General features: G+C 67.9%; 13 protein-coding genes. 6 read left to right on the plus strand and 7 right to left on the minus strand.

Annotated features, from left to right (window positions below):
* Positions 1-341: 341 nt before the first annotated feature.
* Complete coding sequence (locus KW843_RS13640) at positions 342-1556, plus strand: D-amino acid dehydrogenase (protein WP_218295668.1); 1215 nt, start codon at positions 342-344, stop codon at positions 1554-1556.
* 54 nt (positions 1557-1610) lie between these two features.
* Here the strand turns inward: KW843_RS13640 and KW843_RS13645 are convergent, their stop codons facing one another.
* The 6 genes from KW843_RS13645 to KW843_RS13670 form a co-directional block, all read right to left on the minus strand.
* Positions 1611-2537, minus strand: a complete 927-nt coding sequence (locus tag KW843_RS13645; protein ID WP_218295669.1) for a LysR family transcriptional regulator — start codon at positions 2535-2537, stop codon at positions 1611-1613.
* Between the two features lie 121 nt (positions 2538-2658).
* Entirely contained in the window at positions 2659-3291 is a 633-nt protein-coding gene (locus KW843_RS13650) for a glutathione S-transferase (RefSeq protein WP_218295670.1), read from the minus strand.
* A gap of 22 nt (positions 3292-3313) precedes the next feature.
* Entirely contained in the window at positions 3314-4216 is a 903-nt protein-coding gene (gene yghU / locus KW843_RS13655) for a glutathione-dependent disulfide-bond oxidoreductase (RefSeq protein WP_218295671.1), read from the minus strand.
* A gap of 216 nt (positions 4217-4432) precedes the next feature.
* Complete coding sequence (locus KW843_RS13660; protein ID WP_218295672.1) at positions 4433-5500, minus strand: porin; 1068 nt, start codon at positions 5498-5500, stop codon at positions 4433-4435.
* Positions 5501-5647: 147 nt separating this feature from the next.
* Positions 5648-6487, minus strand: a complete 840-nt coding sequence (locus KW843_RS13665; RefSeq protein ID WP_218295673.1) for a substrate-binding domain-containing protein — start codon at positions 6485-6487, stop codon at positions 5648-5650.
* Between the two features lie 43 nt (positions 6488-6530).
* Positions 6531-7505, minus strand: a complete 975-nt coding sequence (locus tag KW843_RS13670) for a tripartite tricarboxylate transporter substrate binding protein (protein ID WP_218295674.1) — start codon at positions 7503-7505, stop codon at positions 6531-6533.
* Positions 7506-7611: 106 nt separating this feature from the next.
* On the opposite strand from KW843_RS13670, the gene KW843_RS13675 reads away from it, so the two are divergent.
* Positions 7612-8511, plus strand: coding sequence for a LysR family transcriptional regulator (locus KW843_RS13675; protein WP_218295675.1), 900 nt, complete (start codon positions 7612-7614; stop codon positions 8509-8511).
* 339 nt (positions 8512-8850) lie between these two features.
* On the opposite strand, the gene polA is transcribed toward KW843_RS13675, so the two are convergent.
* Positions 8851-11649, minus strand: a complete 2799-nt coding sequence (gene polA / locus KW843_RS13680) for a DNA polymerase I (protein WP_218295676.1) — start codon at positions 11647-11649, stop codon at positions 8851-8853.
* A 53-nt stretch (positions 11650-11702) separates the two neighbouring features.
* On the opposite strand from polA, the gene KW843_RS13685 reads away from it, so the two are divergent.
* From KW843_RS13685 to KW843_RS13700, 4 genes are all read left to right on the plus strand, one after another.
* Entirely contained in the window at positions 11703-12062 is a 360-nt protein-coding gene (locus KW843_RS13685; RefSeq protein ID WP_218295677.1) for a hypothetical protein, read from the plus strand.
* A 106-nt stretch (positions 12063-12168) separates the two neighbouring features.
* Positions 12169-13119, plus strand: a complete 951-nt coding sequence (locus tag KW843_RS13690) for a homoserine kinase (protein ID WP_218295678.1) — start codon at positions 12169-12171, stop codon at positions 13117-13119.
* A 353-nt stretch (positions 13120-13472) separates the two neighbouring features.
* Complete coding sequence (locus KW843_RS13695; RefSeq protein WP_218295679.1) at positions 13473-14321, plus strand: BPSS1780 family membrane protein; 849 nt, start codon at positions 13473-13475, stop codon at positions 14319-14321.
* Positions 14275-15096, plus strand: coding sequence for an iron dicitrate transport regulator FecR (locus KW843_RS13700; RefSeq protein ID WP_255594732.1), 822 nt, complete (start codon positions 14275-14277; stop codon positions 15094-15096). Before KW843_RS13695 ends, KW843_RS13700 begins: the two co-directional genes overlap by 47 nt.
* The last annotated feature ends 15 nt before the right edge of the window (positions 15097-15111 follow it).

The raw sequence follows: 15111 nt of genomic DNA on the forward strand, positions 1-15111 counted from the left end.
GCAAAAGCAGATGGATGGAGGGGGAGCAAGCGAACGAACGTGAATCATGGAATGAATGCGGAAAATCCGGACGCAGGGGCACTGTAGGAATTTGCGCCGCCCTTGAACAATTCATTTGCACGGGTAGGCCATGACCAAAAGTTATGCCGCCAGACTGGTGCACGCCATCGCACCATCCGCGTGCCTCTTTCCACGAGGCCCTCGCAACTTCCGCACCCGCGCGCCCCCTTCCCGTGCGCGCATCCACATAACTTCCCGGCATGGCTGCCCCGCGCATTGGCATTGTTCAGGCGCCGGCCCGCGCCCTACATTGCGCTTCCATCCACCAAAAAGCCCACAAGATGCAGGTATGTGTCCTCGGCGCAGGCATCGTCGGCCTGGCCACCGCGTATGAACTCCACCAGCGCGGCATGCAGGTGACCGTGGTCGACCAGGCCCAGCCCGGCGCCGGCGCCAGCGGCGGCAACGGTGCGCAGCTGAGCTACAGCTACGTGCAGCCGCTCGCGGACGCGGGCATCTGGGCCCAGCTGCCCCGGCTGCTGCTGTCGCCCCAGTCCCCGCTCAAGCTGCGCCCGCAGTGGGACCCCCACCAGTGGCGCTGGGGCGTGGCGTTCCTGCGCGCCTGCAACCGGCGCACGTCGGAGCAGAGCACCCGGCAACTGCTCGATCTGGCCGCGCTGAGCCGCCGCCGGTTCGAGGCCATGCTGCGGGCCGAGCAGCTCGACTGCGACTTTTCGACCACCGGCAAGTTGGTGCTGTACGACACGCCCGCGGGCCTCGCGGGCGCGCGCCGGCAGATGGAACTGCAGCGCCCCTGGGGCCGCCCGCAGGAGGCCGTGTCCGCCGCGCGGTGCGTGGAGCTGGAACCCGCCCTCGCCCATTACGAGCGCCACATCGCGGGCGCCATCCACACGCCCAGCGAATGCGCGGCCGATTGCCTCAAGGTCTGCCAGGGCCTGCAGGACCTGCTTGCTGCGCGCGGCGTGCGCTTCGTGCTCGGCGCCAGGGTGGAGGACTTCGTGCGCGAGGGGCAGCACATCCAGGCCGTCCACACCAGCCAGGGGGCCATCGAGGCGCGGCAGTTCGTGCTGGCCTTGGGCAGTGCCAGCCATGCCGTGGCGCGGACACTGGGCGTTCGCCTCCCGGTCTACCCGCTCAAGGGCTACAGCATCACGCTCGATGCCACGGGCGACGCGGGCGCCGCGCCACGCGTCAACGTGACCGATGCGGCGCGCAAGGTGGTGTTCGCGCGCATCGGCCAGCGCCTGCGCGTGGCGGGCATGGCGGAACTGGTGGGGCACGATGCGCAGATTCCTCCCGCGCGCATCCGCAGCCTGTGCCAGGCCACGAGCGCGGTCTTTCCACGCTGCAGCGACTTTGGCGAGCTGCGCCCCTGGACGGGCATGCGCCCGGCCACACCCACCGGCGTGCCCGTGGTGGGCCGCCATGTCCGTGCGCCCGCCAACCTGCTGCTGAACACGGGGCACGGCGCCCTGGGTTTCACCCTCGCGTTCGGCACCGCGGCCCAGGTGGCGCAGCTGCTCGCGCCGGCCTGAGCGTACGGCGCTGCCCGTGCCCGCCACAGCGGGCTGCGGGAGCGCGCCGCCAGCTCAATCGGCCACGGGCAGGCCCACGGATTCCATGGTCTCGGCCACCGCCTGGCGCATGCAACGCGTCATGGCGCTGGCCAGCAGCGAGCTGGGCCGGTTCACGGTGCGCAGCGACTTAATGGGCACGGCGATATGGGGCGCGAGCGCCAGCACATCGACCTTGCCGCGGTCCGCCGATGCGGCGGTGCACGCATCCACCACCGCCACCGCATGCCCGTGGTGCGCCAGCGCCAGCGCCGCGTGGTAGGTCTGCACGGTGATCGCCGTCTTCAGGCCCACGCCCGCTTCGCGGCACGCATGGTTGACCACGGTGCCGATGGGGTCGCGCACGTCCAGGCGCACCACGGGCGTCTCCGCCAGATCGGCCAGGTGCACGGTGCCCGAGCGCACCAGCGCCGCATCGAGCATGCCCTTGGGCGCCACGCAGAGCATGCGCCCATCGGCCAGGTGCTCCTGCGTGAGCGAGGGGTGCGCCACGGCGCTGAACACGAAGCCCACGTCGGCTTCCTGCAGCACCAGGGCCGAGACGATCTGGGGCGAATGCAGCGCATCGATGGTGATCACCACGTCCGGGTGCGCCTGGCGAAAGAACCGCAGCGCGCGCGGCAGCACTTCGTAGCTCAGCGCCAGCACGCTCAGGATGTGCAGCTCGCCTTCGCGCCGGTCGCTCTTCAAGCTGTTGGCCAGGCGCTGCACGTCGTCGAGCTGGGTGAACAGGCGCTCGATGTGGGGGTAGAGGGTCTGCGCCTCGGTGGTGGGCACCAGCCGGCCCTTGAGGCGGTGGAACAGCGGAAAACCGAGCTGCAGCTCCGCGTGGGCGAGGATGCGGCTCACGGCGGGTTGGGTGACGTTGATGAGGCGGGCCGCCGCGCTCACACTGCCGGTGAGCATGACGGCGTTGAAAACTTCTATGTGGCGAAGGCGCATGGTGCAACGATGCAAGGAACGCGCCGGGCACGCAATCCTTGAATCTCCCCATTGCGGAAACGGGCTGCGGCAGCCCGGTCGGGCGGCTAGCTGGCGGCCGTAACGGTTCTCTCAGCTACAGCTACAACGACATCGACGGCCGCGCCGCCATGGCCGCGCGCCAGCGCAGCAGGTGCGGGTGCTGCTCGCCCGGCTTGTGCTTGACCACGCGCGCAAAGTCCACCGCCACCACGGCCGTGATGTCGGCCACGCTGAAGCGGTCGGTGGCCATGAAGTCGCGCCCCGCCAGGCGCTCGTTGAGCAGCTGAAAGAACTGCCCCACCCGCACCAGCCCACGCTCGGCCAGGGCCGGGATCTGCGGATAGTCCACCGCGCCCGGCAGCGCCCGGTTGGCCATGGCGGGCGCGCTGTTGCGCAGCGCCTCGGCAATGGCCTGCAGGCCCTCGAACTCCATGCGCCAGTTCCAGCTGGCGATCTCGGCCTTCTCTGCCGGCGTCTCGCCCAGCAGTGCAGGCTGCGGGTAGCGCGCTTCGAGATACGCGGTGATCGCCGCGTTGTCGGTCAGCAGCAAACCCTCTTCGGTGCGCAACGCGGGCACTGTGCACTGCGGGTTGATCTGACGGTAGGCCTCGCCCAGTTGCTCGCCATTGCGCAGGTCCACCTGCACGGTGTCGTGGGCAACGCCCTTTTCTGCCAGCAGGATGCGCGCACGGCGCGGGCTGGGCGCGGTGGCGCAGTCGTACAAAGTGATCACGGTGACGCCTTTGCAAGAAAACTCAGCGTGCGGGTGAAGAAGCTGCTGCCGCCGCCTCGATCTTGTCCTGCGTCTTGGTGTCAAAGTCGCTGGCGTCATGCCGCTCGCGCAACTGGCTGGCCGGGTCGCCATTGACGCGGTTGACCTTGCGCCCGCGCTGCACCGCCGGGCGCTTGGCAACTTGCTCGGCCCAGCGCACCACATGCGTGTACTCGTGCACCTGCAAGAACTCGCCTGCGTTGTAGGCCTGCCCTTTCACCAGCAAGCCATACCAGGGCCAGATCGCGATGTCCGCCACCGTGTACTCATCCCCCGCCACATACTCGGTCACGGCCAGGCGCTGGTTCAGCACATCCAGCTGGCGCTTGGCCTCCATCGCATAGCGGTCAATCGCATATTCGATCTTGACCGGCGCATAGGCATAGAAATGCCCAAACCCGCCGCCCACAAACGGCGCACTGCCCATCTGCCAGAACAGCCACGACAGGCACTCGGCCCGCGCCGCGCCCTCTTTGGGCAAGAAGGCGCTGCCGAACTTCTCGGCCAGGTACATCAGGATGGCGCCGGACTCAAACACCCGCACCGGGTTGGCGGCGTCGGTGCGGTCCAGCAGCGCGGGGATCTTGGAGTTGGGGTTCACAGAAACAAACCCGCTACCGAACTGCTCCCCCTCGTTGATGCGAATCAGCCACGCGTCGTACTCCGCGCCGCTGTGGCCCAGCGCGAGCAGCTCTTCCAGCATCACCGTCACCTTCATGCCATTGGGCGTGCCCAGCGAATACAGCTGCAGCGGGTGCCGCCCCACAGGCAATTCCTTGTCGTGCGTGGCACCAGCAATGGGCCGGTTGATGCTGGCGAAATGGCCGCCGTTTTCCTTGTTCCATTGCCAGATGGCGGGTGGGGTGTAAGGGGTGGGATCGGGCATGCAGGGGCTCCAGGCAAATGTGGGAGAGGCGGCCATGCGGCCACGGGTTGCCTCGCAAGTTTAGCGGCGACCCTGCGCGCCTGCATGGCTACCACCCATGCCCTTTCCGGCGTCCGCTTCCAGACTCTTTCATGCAGCAGGGCAATGCCGGGGGCACCGCAGAGCGGGGTCGACCAGGCAGCCTCGGTGGCCCGCACCGGAGGACCGCGGCGCGGCTCAGAACGTATGCGCGATGCCGCTGCTGATCCCAGTGGCTCGGCTCTTGGCGGCCCCGCCCTGGTAGCCCGCGCGCCAGCGGGTACGGTCCAGCTCGGCGTAGAGCTTGGTACGGCGTGAGAACTTATATTCTGCAAACAGCATAGTCCGGCTGTACCCGTCCTCCCTGGCCCCGGTGCGCTCGCGCTCCACGCGATACCACGCCGCTGTGAAGTCGATCGTGTTCGTCGCCGACCAGGTGGCGCCGGCCGAATGGGTACGCTGCCCGGTGCGGGCCGCTGCTGACGTCTGCGCATGGCTGCGCGCGGTGTTGACCGCCAGGCGCACGCTGCCGGACTGGTAGGCAGCGCCCAGCGTGGCGGCACGCAGCGGCAGGTCTGCCGCCGTGGTGAACCGCTGGAACGCCCCCGAGATGACCCAGCCCCCGGCCGTGTACGCCAGGCCGGCACCGGCCGAGTGCTGGGCGGCGGTGGACCCGGCGTTTTCACCCACGCTGTACATCGCCCGGGCCGTGACCGGACCGAAGAAACCGGTGTATTTGAAGGAGTTGTCCAGCCGGTACGACCCGCTGGAAGACCCGGTGGCACCGTACTCCACCCCGAGGCCGTGGTTGCTCAAGGCCGCAGTGACGATGTTGGGATTGAAGGCCGCAAAGCGCATACCCACGGCATCCACCGGGCTGACGGCATCGGCCAGCAGATTGGTCTGACGCCCAAGGGTGACCTGCCCCCACGAACCACCGACGCCAACGATGGCGGCTCGATCAAAGAACTTGGTGACGTTGGCCGTGCTGCCCGTGTCCACGTTCAGGCCCGTCTCCAGGTTGAAGAGCGCGTACATGCCATCGCCCAGGTCCTCGCGGCTGCGGAACCCGATGCGGCTGGTGTTGTCGACCCCGCTGGCCAGGCCGGTGGCCGACGCGGCGGCCGGTGCGTTGGCGGAGGTCATGCCCGAGGTGTGCCGCACGCCGGCGTCGACAATGCCATACACGGTGGGGCCACCCTGCTGGGCAAATGCGAAGGCCGGCACACTCAGTGCCGCGACGAGGACAGGAATCAAGCGGGTCATAGGACTCTTTTGTCGTTGTAGTGATGTGCGCGCAGCCGCCAGCCGCACCGTGCAAAGCCGGTGCCTGTCGTGTCTGAGGTGCGCGCAGGAAGGGGCATGCGCCCCGGGCGCAGGGGGCGTGCCTGGGCGGTGCCGGGAGTCGCCGCGTCAGCGAGCGCTGGCGGGCTCCATGCCGGTACTGCGAATGATGGGTGCTGCAGCCGACGCCGAAAGGAAGCGGATCAGATGGCGGGCCGCTTCCGGATTGGCCGACCCAGCCGCCACCCCGGCCGAGAAAAACACGCGCTGCTGCACTTCGTCCGGCAACGGGCCGACAAACTCCAGCTCCTTGAACGGCAACAGCTCACTCACCTGCTGAAAGCCGATCTCGGCATCGCCGCGCAGCACCACCGCGCCCACGCGTTCGCTGAATATCTTGGTGGCCTTGTCCTTGATCTGCTCCGCGACACCCAGACGCGGGAACAATTCGGTCGACAGATAGACGCCGCTCGCGCTGGCCGAGTAGGCGATGGATTTGGCATCGAGCAGCGTCTTCTTGAGCGCATCGACCGTGCTGATGTCGGGCTTGGGCGTGCCCTTGCGCACGCTCATGCCGATCATCGAACGCGCGAGATCCACGCGGCTGCCCTGCTGCACCTTGCCCTGGGCAATGAGTGCCTCCAGGCCCGAATCGGCCAGGATGACGATATCGAACTGCTCGTTGCGGGCAAAACGGCTCGGGATCGAATCGGGCGCGTTGCCCATGGATGCACCCCGCTCCGTGACCACCTTGTGGCCGGTGGCCTGCTCGTACAGCGGGATCAACTGGTCGTACGCAGCCGAGAAGCCGCCCGATGTGACCACGCGGATCTCTGCGGCCTGGACGCTGGCCGGCACGGCGCCCGCCATGCCCAGGCCCACCGCCAGCGCGGTGCCCAGCATGGCGTTCAGGAATCGTCGGCGCGGCGCCCGCGGGGGCCGGGTAGTCGTCGAATGGACGGATTGCATGTCTTGTCTCCTGATGTCTTGTTGGAATGCGGGGCGCTGCGCCTCAGTCCGCAGTGATCTTTCGCTCGCGCACGATGCGGCCCCACTTGCCGTGCTCTGCCGCGATGAACTTGCCCAGTTCTTCCCGCGTGCCGGGCGCAGCCGTCTGGCCGTGCTTGAGGAGGTTTTCGCGTACCTCGGGGGTGTTGAGCACCTTCACCAGCTCGACATTCCAGCGGTCGAGCAACGGCTTGGGCGTTTTGGCCGAAGCCACGAACGCATACCAGTTGGTGGCATTGAAGCCCGGGAACGTCTCGGCCACCGTGGGCACATTGGGCAGGTAGGCGGGGCGGGTCAGCCCGGTGGTGGCCAGCGGCACCAGCTTGCCCGATTCGATGTGGGGCAGCGCCGTTGGAGGGGCCGCATAAAACGACGTGACCCGCTCGCCCAGCACATCCTGCAGCGCCGGGGCACCCCCCTTGTAGGGCACATGCACGGTATCGATCCTGGCCACATCGTTGAGCAGCTCGCCCGCCAGGTGGGAAGCAGACCCAGGGCCGGTCGAGGCAAAGTCGAGCTTGCCAGGCTCACGCTTGGCCTTCGCCACGAATTCGCCCAGGGTCTTGATGCCGGTGCTGGCCGGCACCACCAGCACATTGGGAAAGCTCACTCCCATGGTGATGGGCGACAGATCCTTGAGCGGGTCGTAGCGCACGGCCATGAAATGGGGCGCGATGGTGAGCGGCCCGATCGATCCAAACAGCAGCACCGAACCATCCGATGGACCGGTGGCGACCTGCGTGTGCGCCAGATTGCCGCCCGCGCCCGGCTTGTTGTCCACCACCACGCTCTGGCCAATGTTTTCGCCCAGCTTCTTGGCAATCAGCCGCGCAGCGATATCCGCCGAACCGCCGGCGGCAAAGCCCACGACCAGGGTGACCGGCTTTTTGGGAGGGAAGTCTTGAGCCTGGGCTGTGGTGTGGGCCAGCGCAAGGCTGACTGCCAGGGTGGCCGCCGCGATCAGTGAACGTCGTTGCATGTCGGTGATTTCCAGAAGCGGCCGAAGCACGGTCGGCCTTGCTAGGAGCGCAAGTCTAGGCAGGGCACAATGGTCTGTGAATTGCAATTTAAGGAGCGACTGTTGCATGGCACGCATCAAATTCGATATGGGTGAACTGCAGGCATTCGTGGCCACCGCGGAGAAGGCGAGCTTCCGGCTTGCCGCCGAAGCGCTGTGCCTGTCGGCACCCGCCTTGAGCCGGCGCGTGGAGCGGCTGGAGCTGGCCCTGGGCGTGCGACTGCTGGAGCGCACCACCCGCAGCGTGGAACTGACCGCCATCGGCCAGGAGTTTCTGCACGAGGCTCGCACCGCGCTGGCCGGGCTGGATGCGGCCGTGCAGCGTGTGAGCGACCAGGTACACCTGCGCCGGGGGCGGGTCACGATTGCATGTATCCCGTCGGTGGCCAGCCATCTCCTGCCCCGTGTGCTGCGCGGCTTTGCAGTCGCGCAACCTGAAGTGCAGGTGCATGTCATGGACGAAAGCGCAAGCCAGGTCCTGGACGCCGTGCTCAGCGGCGCGGCCGATTTCGGGCTCAGCTTCACGGGAAGTCAGGAGTCTGCCGTTCGCTTTGAAGCCCTGACCAAAGAGCGCTACATGCTGGCCATGCCGCGCAGCCACCGCTGGGCCAAGCGCAAGGAAGTGCCCTGGGCCGAACTGGCCGGGATGCGGCTGGTGTCGGTATCGCGCGACAGCGCCAACCGCCTGCTGCTGGACCAGGCCACGGCCGACCTGCCCGAGCAACCGGTGGCTTGGTACGAATGCAATCACGTGGCGGGCGCGCTGGCCCTGGTGGAGGGTGGCCTGGGGCTGGCCGTTCTGCCCCAGCTGGCACTGCCGCCTGCTCACGCCGAGGTCTGCGGCGTGCCCCTCAGCGCGCCCGACTTGTGGCGCACCCTGGGTCTGCTGCAGCGGCGCGACCGTGTGCTGTCACCTGCGGCTGACGCGTTGAGGGCACGGGTGAAGCAGTTGCACGGCGCGGGTTGAGGAAGACCCGGCAGCCGCAATGCGTACTCTGGTGTGGCTTACCCACGGGCAATTCACCGTCACACGGCGCACCAGCGATGCGGGCTTGATGCTGGCTGCACCTTCCGAACCTGGAGAAGCTTGTCTTTGGAGTACCACTTCACTTCGAAGGTCGGCTGTTCGTGTTCTCACCCAGGGCGTAAACGGGTCTTGCGAGCAGCTAACTAGCCGCTTGTCTCTCCAGCGAGACGGCGACGCAGGCAACGACATAAAATTTGATAGCTGCCAGCGATTGCTGGATGAGCGCCGGGGCAAAAATACCGAAATTTCTGCCTCCCCGCGTCGGTTCTCTCCTGGGCCTCAGTGCGCCTTGTCCCAATTCGCCCCCACCCCCACCTCGGCCAGCAGCGGCACCTTCAGCGCAGCCACTTCCGCCATCAGGCGCGGGATGTGGCTCTTGAGCCAGTCCACCTCGCCCTCGGGCAGCTCGAACACCAGTTCGTCGTGCACCTGCATGATCATTTGGATGCCCGGCTTGTGCGCGTCCAGCTCCTTCTGAACCGCCACCATCGCCAGCTTGATCAGATCGGCCGCCGTACCTTGCATAGGGGCGTTGATGGCAGCGCGCTCAGCCCCTGCGCGGCGGGGGCCGTTGGGGGAGTTGATCTCGGGCAGGTACAGGCGACGGCCAAACACGGTTTCGACATAGCCCATGGACTTGGCGGCGGCCTTGGTGCCGTCCATGTACTGCTTCACGCCGGGGTAGCGCTGGAAGTACTTGTCGATGTAGGCGGCAGCGGCCTTGGTTTCTATCCCTAAGTTCTTGGCCAGGCCGAAGCTGCTCATGCCGTAGATCAGGCCAAAGTTGATGACCTTGGCGTAGCGGCGTTGCTCGCTGGTGACCTGATCGACCTCCACCCCAAACACTTCGGCGGCGGTGGCGCGGTGCACGTCCAGCCCGGCGTGGAAGGCGTGCAGCAGCGAGTGGTCGCCGCTCAGGTGGGCCATGATGCGCAGCTCGATCTGCGAGTAGTCGGCGCTGGCGATCACGCGGCCCGCGGGAGCGACGAAGGCCTCGCGCACGCGGCGGCCTTCGGGGGTGCGGATGGGGATGTTCTGCAGGTTGGGGTCGTTGCTCGACAGGCGGCCCGTCACCGCCACGGCCTGCGCGTAGTGGGTGTGCACGCGGCCCGTGCGCGGCAGCGCCAGCTGGGCCAGCTTGTCGGTGTAGGTGCCTTTGAGCTTGCTCAAGGATCGGTGCTCCAGCAGCTTGGCGGGCAGGGGGTAGTCCTCGGCCAGTTTTTCCAGCACCTCTTCGTCGGTGCTGCGCGCGCCGGTGGCGGTCTTTTTGACCACGGGCATGCCCAGCTTGTCGAAGAAGATTTCGCCCAGTTGCTTGGGGCTGCTCAGGTTGAAGGGCTGGCCTGCGATCTCGTACGCCTCGGTTTCGAGCTGCAGGATGCGCTGGCCCAGCTCGTGGCTCTGCGTGGCCAGGGTGGGCGCATCGATCAGCACGCCGTTGCGCTCGATGCGGTACAGCGCCTCGCTGCTCTGCATCTCCAGCTCGTAGATGAAGCGCAGCTTGTCGTCCGCCTGCAGCAGCGGCCACAGCGCGTTGTGCACGTCCAGGGTCTGGTCCGAGTCTTCACACGAGTAGGCGGCGGCCTTGTCCACGGGCACCTGGGCAAACGGGATCTGGTGCGCGCCCTTGCCGCACAGGTCTTCATACGTGATGCCTTTGCGGCCGGTGTGGCGCTCGGCCAGGCTGGTGAGGTTGTGGGGCTTGTGCACTTCGAGCACGTAGCTTTGCAGCATGGTGTCGTGTGCGTAGCCCTGCACCTCGATGCCGTGGTTGGCGAACACATGGCGGTCGTACTTGATGTGCTGGCCCAGCTTGTGGTGCCTGGCGTTCTCCAGCCAGGGCTTGAGGCGGGCGAGCACTTCATCCAGCGGCAACTGCGCGGGGGCGTCGGGGCCTTCGTGCCGCAGGGGGATGTAGGCAGCTTCGCCGGGCTGCACGCTGAAAGAGATGCCGACGATTTGCGCGCGCATTTCGTCGAGGGAGTCTGTTTCGGTGTCGATGGCCGTGAGCGGGGCTTTGTGCAGTCGCTCCAGCCACTGGTCAAAGTCGGCCCAGTTGAGGATGGTGTCGTACACCACGGTGCGGTGCTGGGCTTCTTCGGCCACGGTGCTGGCGGAGTGGTCGGCAAACAGGTCGCCGCTTTGGCCGGGCATGGCGACGGTGGGGGCTGTAGCCGCTGGGGCGGCTGCACCTTTGATGGCGGCAGCCAGGCCCTTGAAGCCGTATTGTTCGTAAAACGGCAGCAGGCCGGTGTTGTCTGGCGCGTCCAGCGTGATGTCGTCAAACGCGGGCAGGCCGGGGATGTAGTCGGCCAGCGCGCAATCGGTCTTCATGGTGACAAGCTGACGGCTCAATGCCAGCTGACCGCTGGCAATCGCCTCGCGCAGATGGTTGCCCGCCACGCCCTTGATGGCGTCGGCGTTGGCAATCAAGCTGTCGAGCGAGCCATATTCTTCAAGCCACTTGGCGGCGGTCTTGGGCCCTACCTTGGCAACGCCGGGCACGTTGTCCACGGTGTCGCCCACCAGCGCCTGGTAGTCCACCATCAGCGCAGGCGGCACGCCAAACTCTGCCGTCACGCCCGCCACATCGCGGCGCTTGCCGCTCATGGTGTCGATGATGGTGATGTGCTCGTTGACCAGTTGGCTCAAATCTTTGTCGCCGCTCGACACGATGACCTCAATGCCCTGTGCGGCCGCCACGTTGGCCAAGGTGGCGATCACGTCGTCGGCCTCCACGCCAGGCACGGCCACCACCTTCCAGCCCAGCAGGTCCACCACCTCGTGGATGGGCTCGATCTGGCTGCGCAGGTCGTCTGGCATGGGCGAGCGCGTGGCCTTGTATTCGGTGTAAAGGGCATCGCGGAAGGTGGGGCCCGAGGCGTCGAACACGCACACGGCATAGTCGGCCGTCACCTCCTTGCGCAGGGCCTGCATCATGTTGATCATGCCCCGGATGGCGCCCGTGGCGGCACTGGTCGGGTCGCCCGGCACGGCCCGCAGGTCGGGCATGGCGTGGAAGGCGCGGTAGAGGTAGCTGGAACCGTCCACCAGCACCAGGGTCTTTTTGTTGCTCATGCGGCAATTGTGCACGGCCGAGCCCCGCCCAGCCCGCGCCCTACAATCGCCCCATGCGCGCTCTTCACCTCCTTTTGCTGCTGGGCATTGCCTCCGGCACCGCCCTGGCCCAGAGTTCAAGCCAAAATGCCCCCCAGGGCACGGCAGACACGCGCGAGGCGCTCTCAAACCAGGAGCAACCTGCAGGCCGTTCCAACCAGCGCACCGAGCGCATCCATGTCGAAGACGCGGGCAACCGCGTGGATGAGCTGCGCGTGGGCGGCCAGACCCAGATCATTTCCGTGCAGCCCAAGACCGGCAACCTGCCCGGCTATGAAGTGCAGTCGCCCGACGGCGCCCGCAGCCGCGCGGGCAGCAACAGCGGCGCGGAGACCACCACCGCCCCGCGCGTCTGGAACGTGCTGAAGTTCTGAGGCCCCTGCGGCGCCGGGCAGCGCCACCGCGCTGCCCCCCATGAAGCCGCTGCACGCCCTGCCCTTTTGCTGTCAGTTTTTCATTTCTTTGTAACCCCCCTGAGCGATGGCCGTCTTTACCGAAGTCTCCAACACCGAGGCGCGCGAGCTGCTGCGCCGTTTGCAACTGGGTGAGCTGGTGGAGCTGCGCGGCATCGAGGGTGGCATCGAGAACACCAACTACTTTCTCACCAGCGACCAGGGCGAGTTCGTGCTGACGCTGTTCGAGCGCCTCACCGCCGCGCAGCTGCCGTTCTACCTGTACCTGATGAAGCACCTGGCGCACGGTGGCGTGCCCGTGCCCGATCCGCGCGCCGACCAGGACGGCGACATCCTGCACACCGTGTGTGGCAAGCCCGCCGCCGTGGTGAACAAGCTGCGCGGCAAGAGCCAGCTGGCGCCGCAGGCCGCGCATTGCGCCGCCGTGGGCACGATGCTCGCCCGCATGCACCTGGCGGGCCGCGACTTCGACCGCCATCAGCCCAACCTGCGCGGCCTGCCCTGGTGGAACGAAACGGTGCCGGTGGTGTTGCCGCACGTCGGCGCAACCCAGGCCGCCCTGCTGCGCTCCGAACTGGCCTACCAGAACCATGTGGCCGCCGGCGCCGCCTACGCGGCCCTGCCGCGCGGCCCCGTGCACGCCGACCTGTTCCGCGACAACGTGATGTTCGAGGGCGAAGAGCTCACCGGCTTCTTCGACTTCTACTTCGCGGGCGTGGACACCTGGCTGTTCGACCTGGCCGTGTGCCTGAACGACTGGTGCATCGACCTCGCCACGGGCCAGCACGATGCCGGGCGCGCCACCCGCATGCTCGACGCCTACCAGGCCGTGCGCCCGCTCACGGCGGCCGAGCGCGAACTGCTGCCCGCCATGCTGCGCGCGGGCGCCCTGCGGTTCTGGATCTCGCGCCTGTGGGACTTCCACCTGCCGCGCGAAGCCTCGATGCTGACGCCCCACGACCCCACGCACTTCGAGCGGGTGCTGCGCGCCCGCATTGCGCAGCCCATGCACGCCTGAGATGAAGCCCCTGGAGCCGCCCGTGGGGCCCGCCCCCACCACGGGGATGTCGCGCTCGCGGCGGCGCGGCCCGTGCGGCGTGTTCCGCGCCGGGGCCAACCCCGCCGCAGGGGCCACGGCGGGCGCGGAGCGCCCTGGATCACCGGAGCACGAAGACGCGAAGCGCCTTTCTTGACCGGCCCCGCGGAAAATCCGCGCTCGGGCCCTCGCGGCAGGGGGGATCCCTTGCACCGCGGCCGGAATGGGCCGCTGGGGTAAATTCCAAGCTATGCATTGCACTGCCAGCGGAAGCCTCTCGGCTGCCAGCAGTGCCCGGGCGCAGGCCCCACCCTCTTTTCTCCTCCTAAGCATCCATGAAACTCCACATCGTCCCCGCCCGCACCGGCATGGCCTGGGTCAAGCTCGGCATCCGGACGTTCTGGCGGCAACCCATGGCGCTGGCGGCGCTGTTCTTCATGACCATGGCGTCCATGTCGCTGGCCACGCTGATTCCGCTGGTGGGCCCGGCCATCGCGCTGGTGCTGCTGCCCTCGGCCACGCTGGCCATGATGGTGGCCTCGGCGGAAGCCACGCAGGGGCGGTTTCCCACCCCCGCCGTGCTGCTGGTGGCGTTTCGCACCGGCCAGCAGCGGCTGCGCGACATGCTGGTGCTCGGCGCCCTCTATGCGGCGGGCTTCCTGGCGGTGATGGGCCTGTCGGCGCTGCTGGACGGCGGCCAGTTCGCGCGGGTGTACCTGGGCGGCGCCGCCCTGACCAAGGAAGTGGCGGAAGACCCCGCCTTCCAGGGCGCCATGTGGCTGTCCATGATGCTGTACCTGCCGCTGTCGCTGCTGTTCTGGCATGCCCCGGGGCTCGTGCACTGGCACGGCGTGCCGCCGGTCAAGGCGCTGTTCTTCAGCATCGTGGCCTGCGTGCGCAACTTTGGCGCGTTCCTGGTCTACGGGCTGGGCTGGCTGGGCGTGTTCCTGCTGGGGGGCGTGGTGGTCACGCTGGCGTCCGCGCTGCTGGCCGCAGCGGGGCTGGCCGGATCGACCGCGGGCGGCATCATGGTGGGGGCCGCGATGGTAATGGCGGCCATGTTCTTCACGTCGGTGGTTTTCACCTTCCGCGACTGCTTCGAGCCCCCGTCCCATCCAGCCTCCGAGGCACCACCCCATGACGACGCACCGCCCCCACCCGCACCAGCTCCTGGGCCGCACTGAGGACGAGCTGGCCTGGTACCAGCGGCGCGGCCTGCTGCAGGCCGCAGCGCTGTGGATGGCCACGGGCGGCTGGGTGGCCGCGCACGCCCAGTCGCGCAGCAACATCGTGGAGCTGCGCGGCCAGGTGCTGCGCAACGGCGAGGCGCTGACCCCGCAGCACAGCATCGCCGCGGGAGACCGCCTTGAAACCGGGCCCGGCGCCACCGTGGTCTTTGCGGTGGGCAACGGCGCCTTCCTGGTGCGCCAGAACTCGCGCGTGGCGCTGGAGGGCGAGACGCCCACCGCCGTCAGGGTGCTGCGCCTGGTCAGCGGCGCCGTGGCCAGCGTGTGGGGCCGGGGCGCGGAGCGCCAGGTGATCCTGCCCACCGCCACCGCCGGCATCCGGGGCACGGGGGTGTACGCCGAGGTCTTCGCCGATCAGGACAACCGGGGCTACTTCTGCAATTGCTACGGCACGGTGGACCTGGCGGCGGGCACCGAAAGCCTGGTCAGCGAGGCGTCATACCACCAGTCGTTCTGGGTCGAGAACGCGCCGCGCAATGGCCGCCTGCTCACCCCGGCCGGCGCCATCAACCACACCGACGAGGAACTGGAGTTCCTGGCCAGCCTCATCCACCAGCGCACGGCCTGGCAGATCGCCGGGCGCAAGGGCACCAAGGACGGCAGCGGGCAGATGGGTTACACCGCGACGCCCGGCGCGGGCGGCACACCCGCCGCCACGCCGGCACGCCCCTCGCCCCCCGCCCCGCCGCCGCCCCCGGGTTCGGACTACTGAGCCCCTGCCCCCAAA

The organism is Acidovorax sp. sif1233 (assembly GCF_019218755.1).
Classification (GTDB): Bacteria; Pseudomonadota; Gammaproteobacteria; order Burkholderiales; family Burkholderiaceae_C; genus Acidovorax.

Coding starts and splice junctions, on each gene's coding strand:
- KW843_RS13700 (WP_255594732.1), top strand. CDS start 14,275: ATGACGACGCACCGCCCCCACCCGCACCAGCTCCTGGGCCGCACTGAG.
- KW843_RS13660 (WP_218295672.1), bottom strand. CDS start 5,500: ATGACCCGCTTGATTCCTGTCCTCGTCGCGGCACTGAGTGTGCCGGCC.
- KW843_RS13690 (WP_218295678.1), top strand. CDS start 12,169: ATGGCCGTCTTTACCGAAGTCTCCAACACCGAGGCGCGCGAGCTGCTG.
- KW843_RS13670 (WP_218295674.1), bottom strand. CDS start 7,505: ATGCAACGACGTTCACTGATCGCGGCGGCCACCCTGGCAGTCAGCCTT.
- polA (WP_218295676.1), bottom strand. CDS start 11,649: ATGAGCAACAAAAAGACCCTGGTGCTGGTGGACGGTTCCAGCTACCTC.
- KW843_RS13665 (WP_218295673.1), bottom strand. CDS start 6,487: ATGCAATCCGTCCATTCGACGACTACCCGGCCCCCGCGGGCGCCGCGC.
- KW843_RS13695 (WP_218295679.1), top strand. CDS start 13,473: ATGAAACTCCACATCGTCCCCGCCCGCACCGGCATGGCCTGGGTCAAG.
- KW843_RS13640 (WP_218295668.1), top strand. CDS start 342: ATGCAGGTATGTGTCCTCGGCGCAGGCATCGTCGGCCTGGCCACCGCG.
- yghU (WP_218295671.1), bottom strand. CDS start 4,216: ATGCCCGATCCCACCCCTTACACCCCACCCGCCATCTGGCAATGGAAC.
- KW843_RS13645 (WP_218295669.1), bottom strand. CDS start 2,537: ATGCGCCTTCGCCACATAGAAGTTTTCAACGCCGTCATGCTCACCGGC.
- KW843_RS13675 (WP_218295675.1), top strand. CDS start 7,612: ATGGCACGCATCAAATTCGATATGGGTGAACTGCAGGCATTCGTGGCC.
- KW843_RS13685 (WP_218295677.1), top strand. CDS start 11,703: ATGCGCGCTCTTCACCTCCTTTTGCTGCTGGGCATTGCCTCCGGCACC.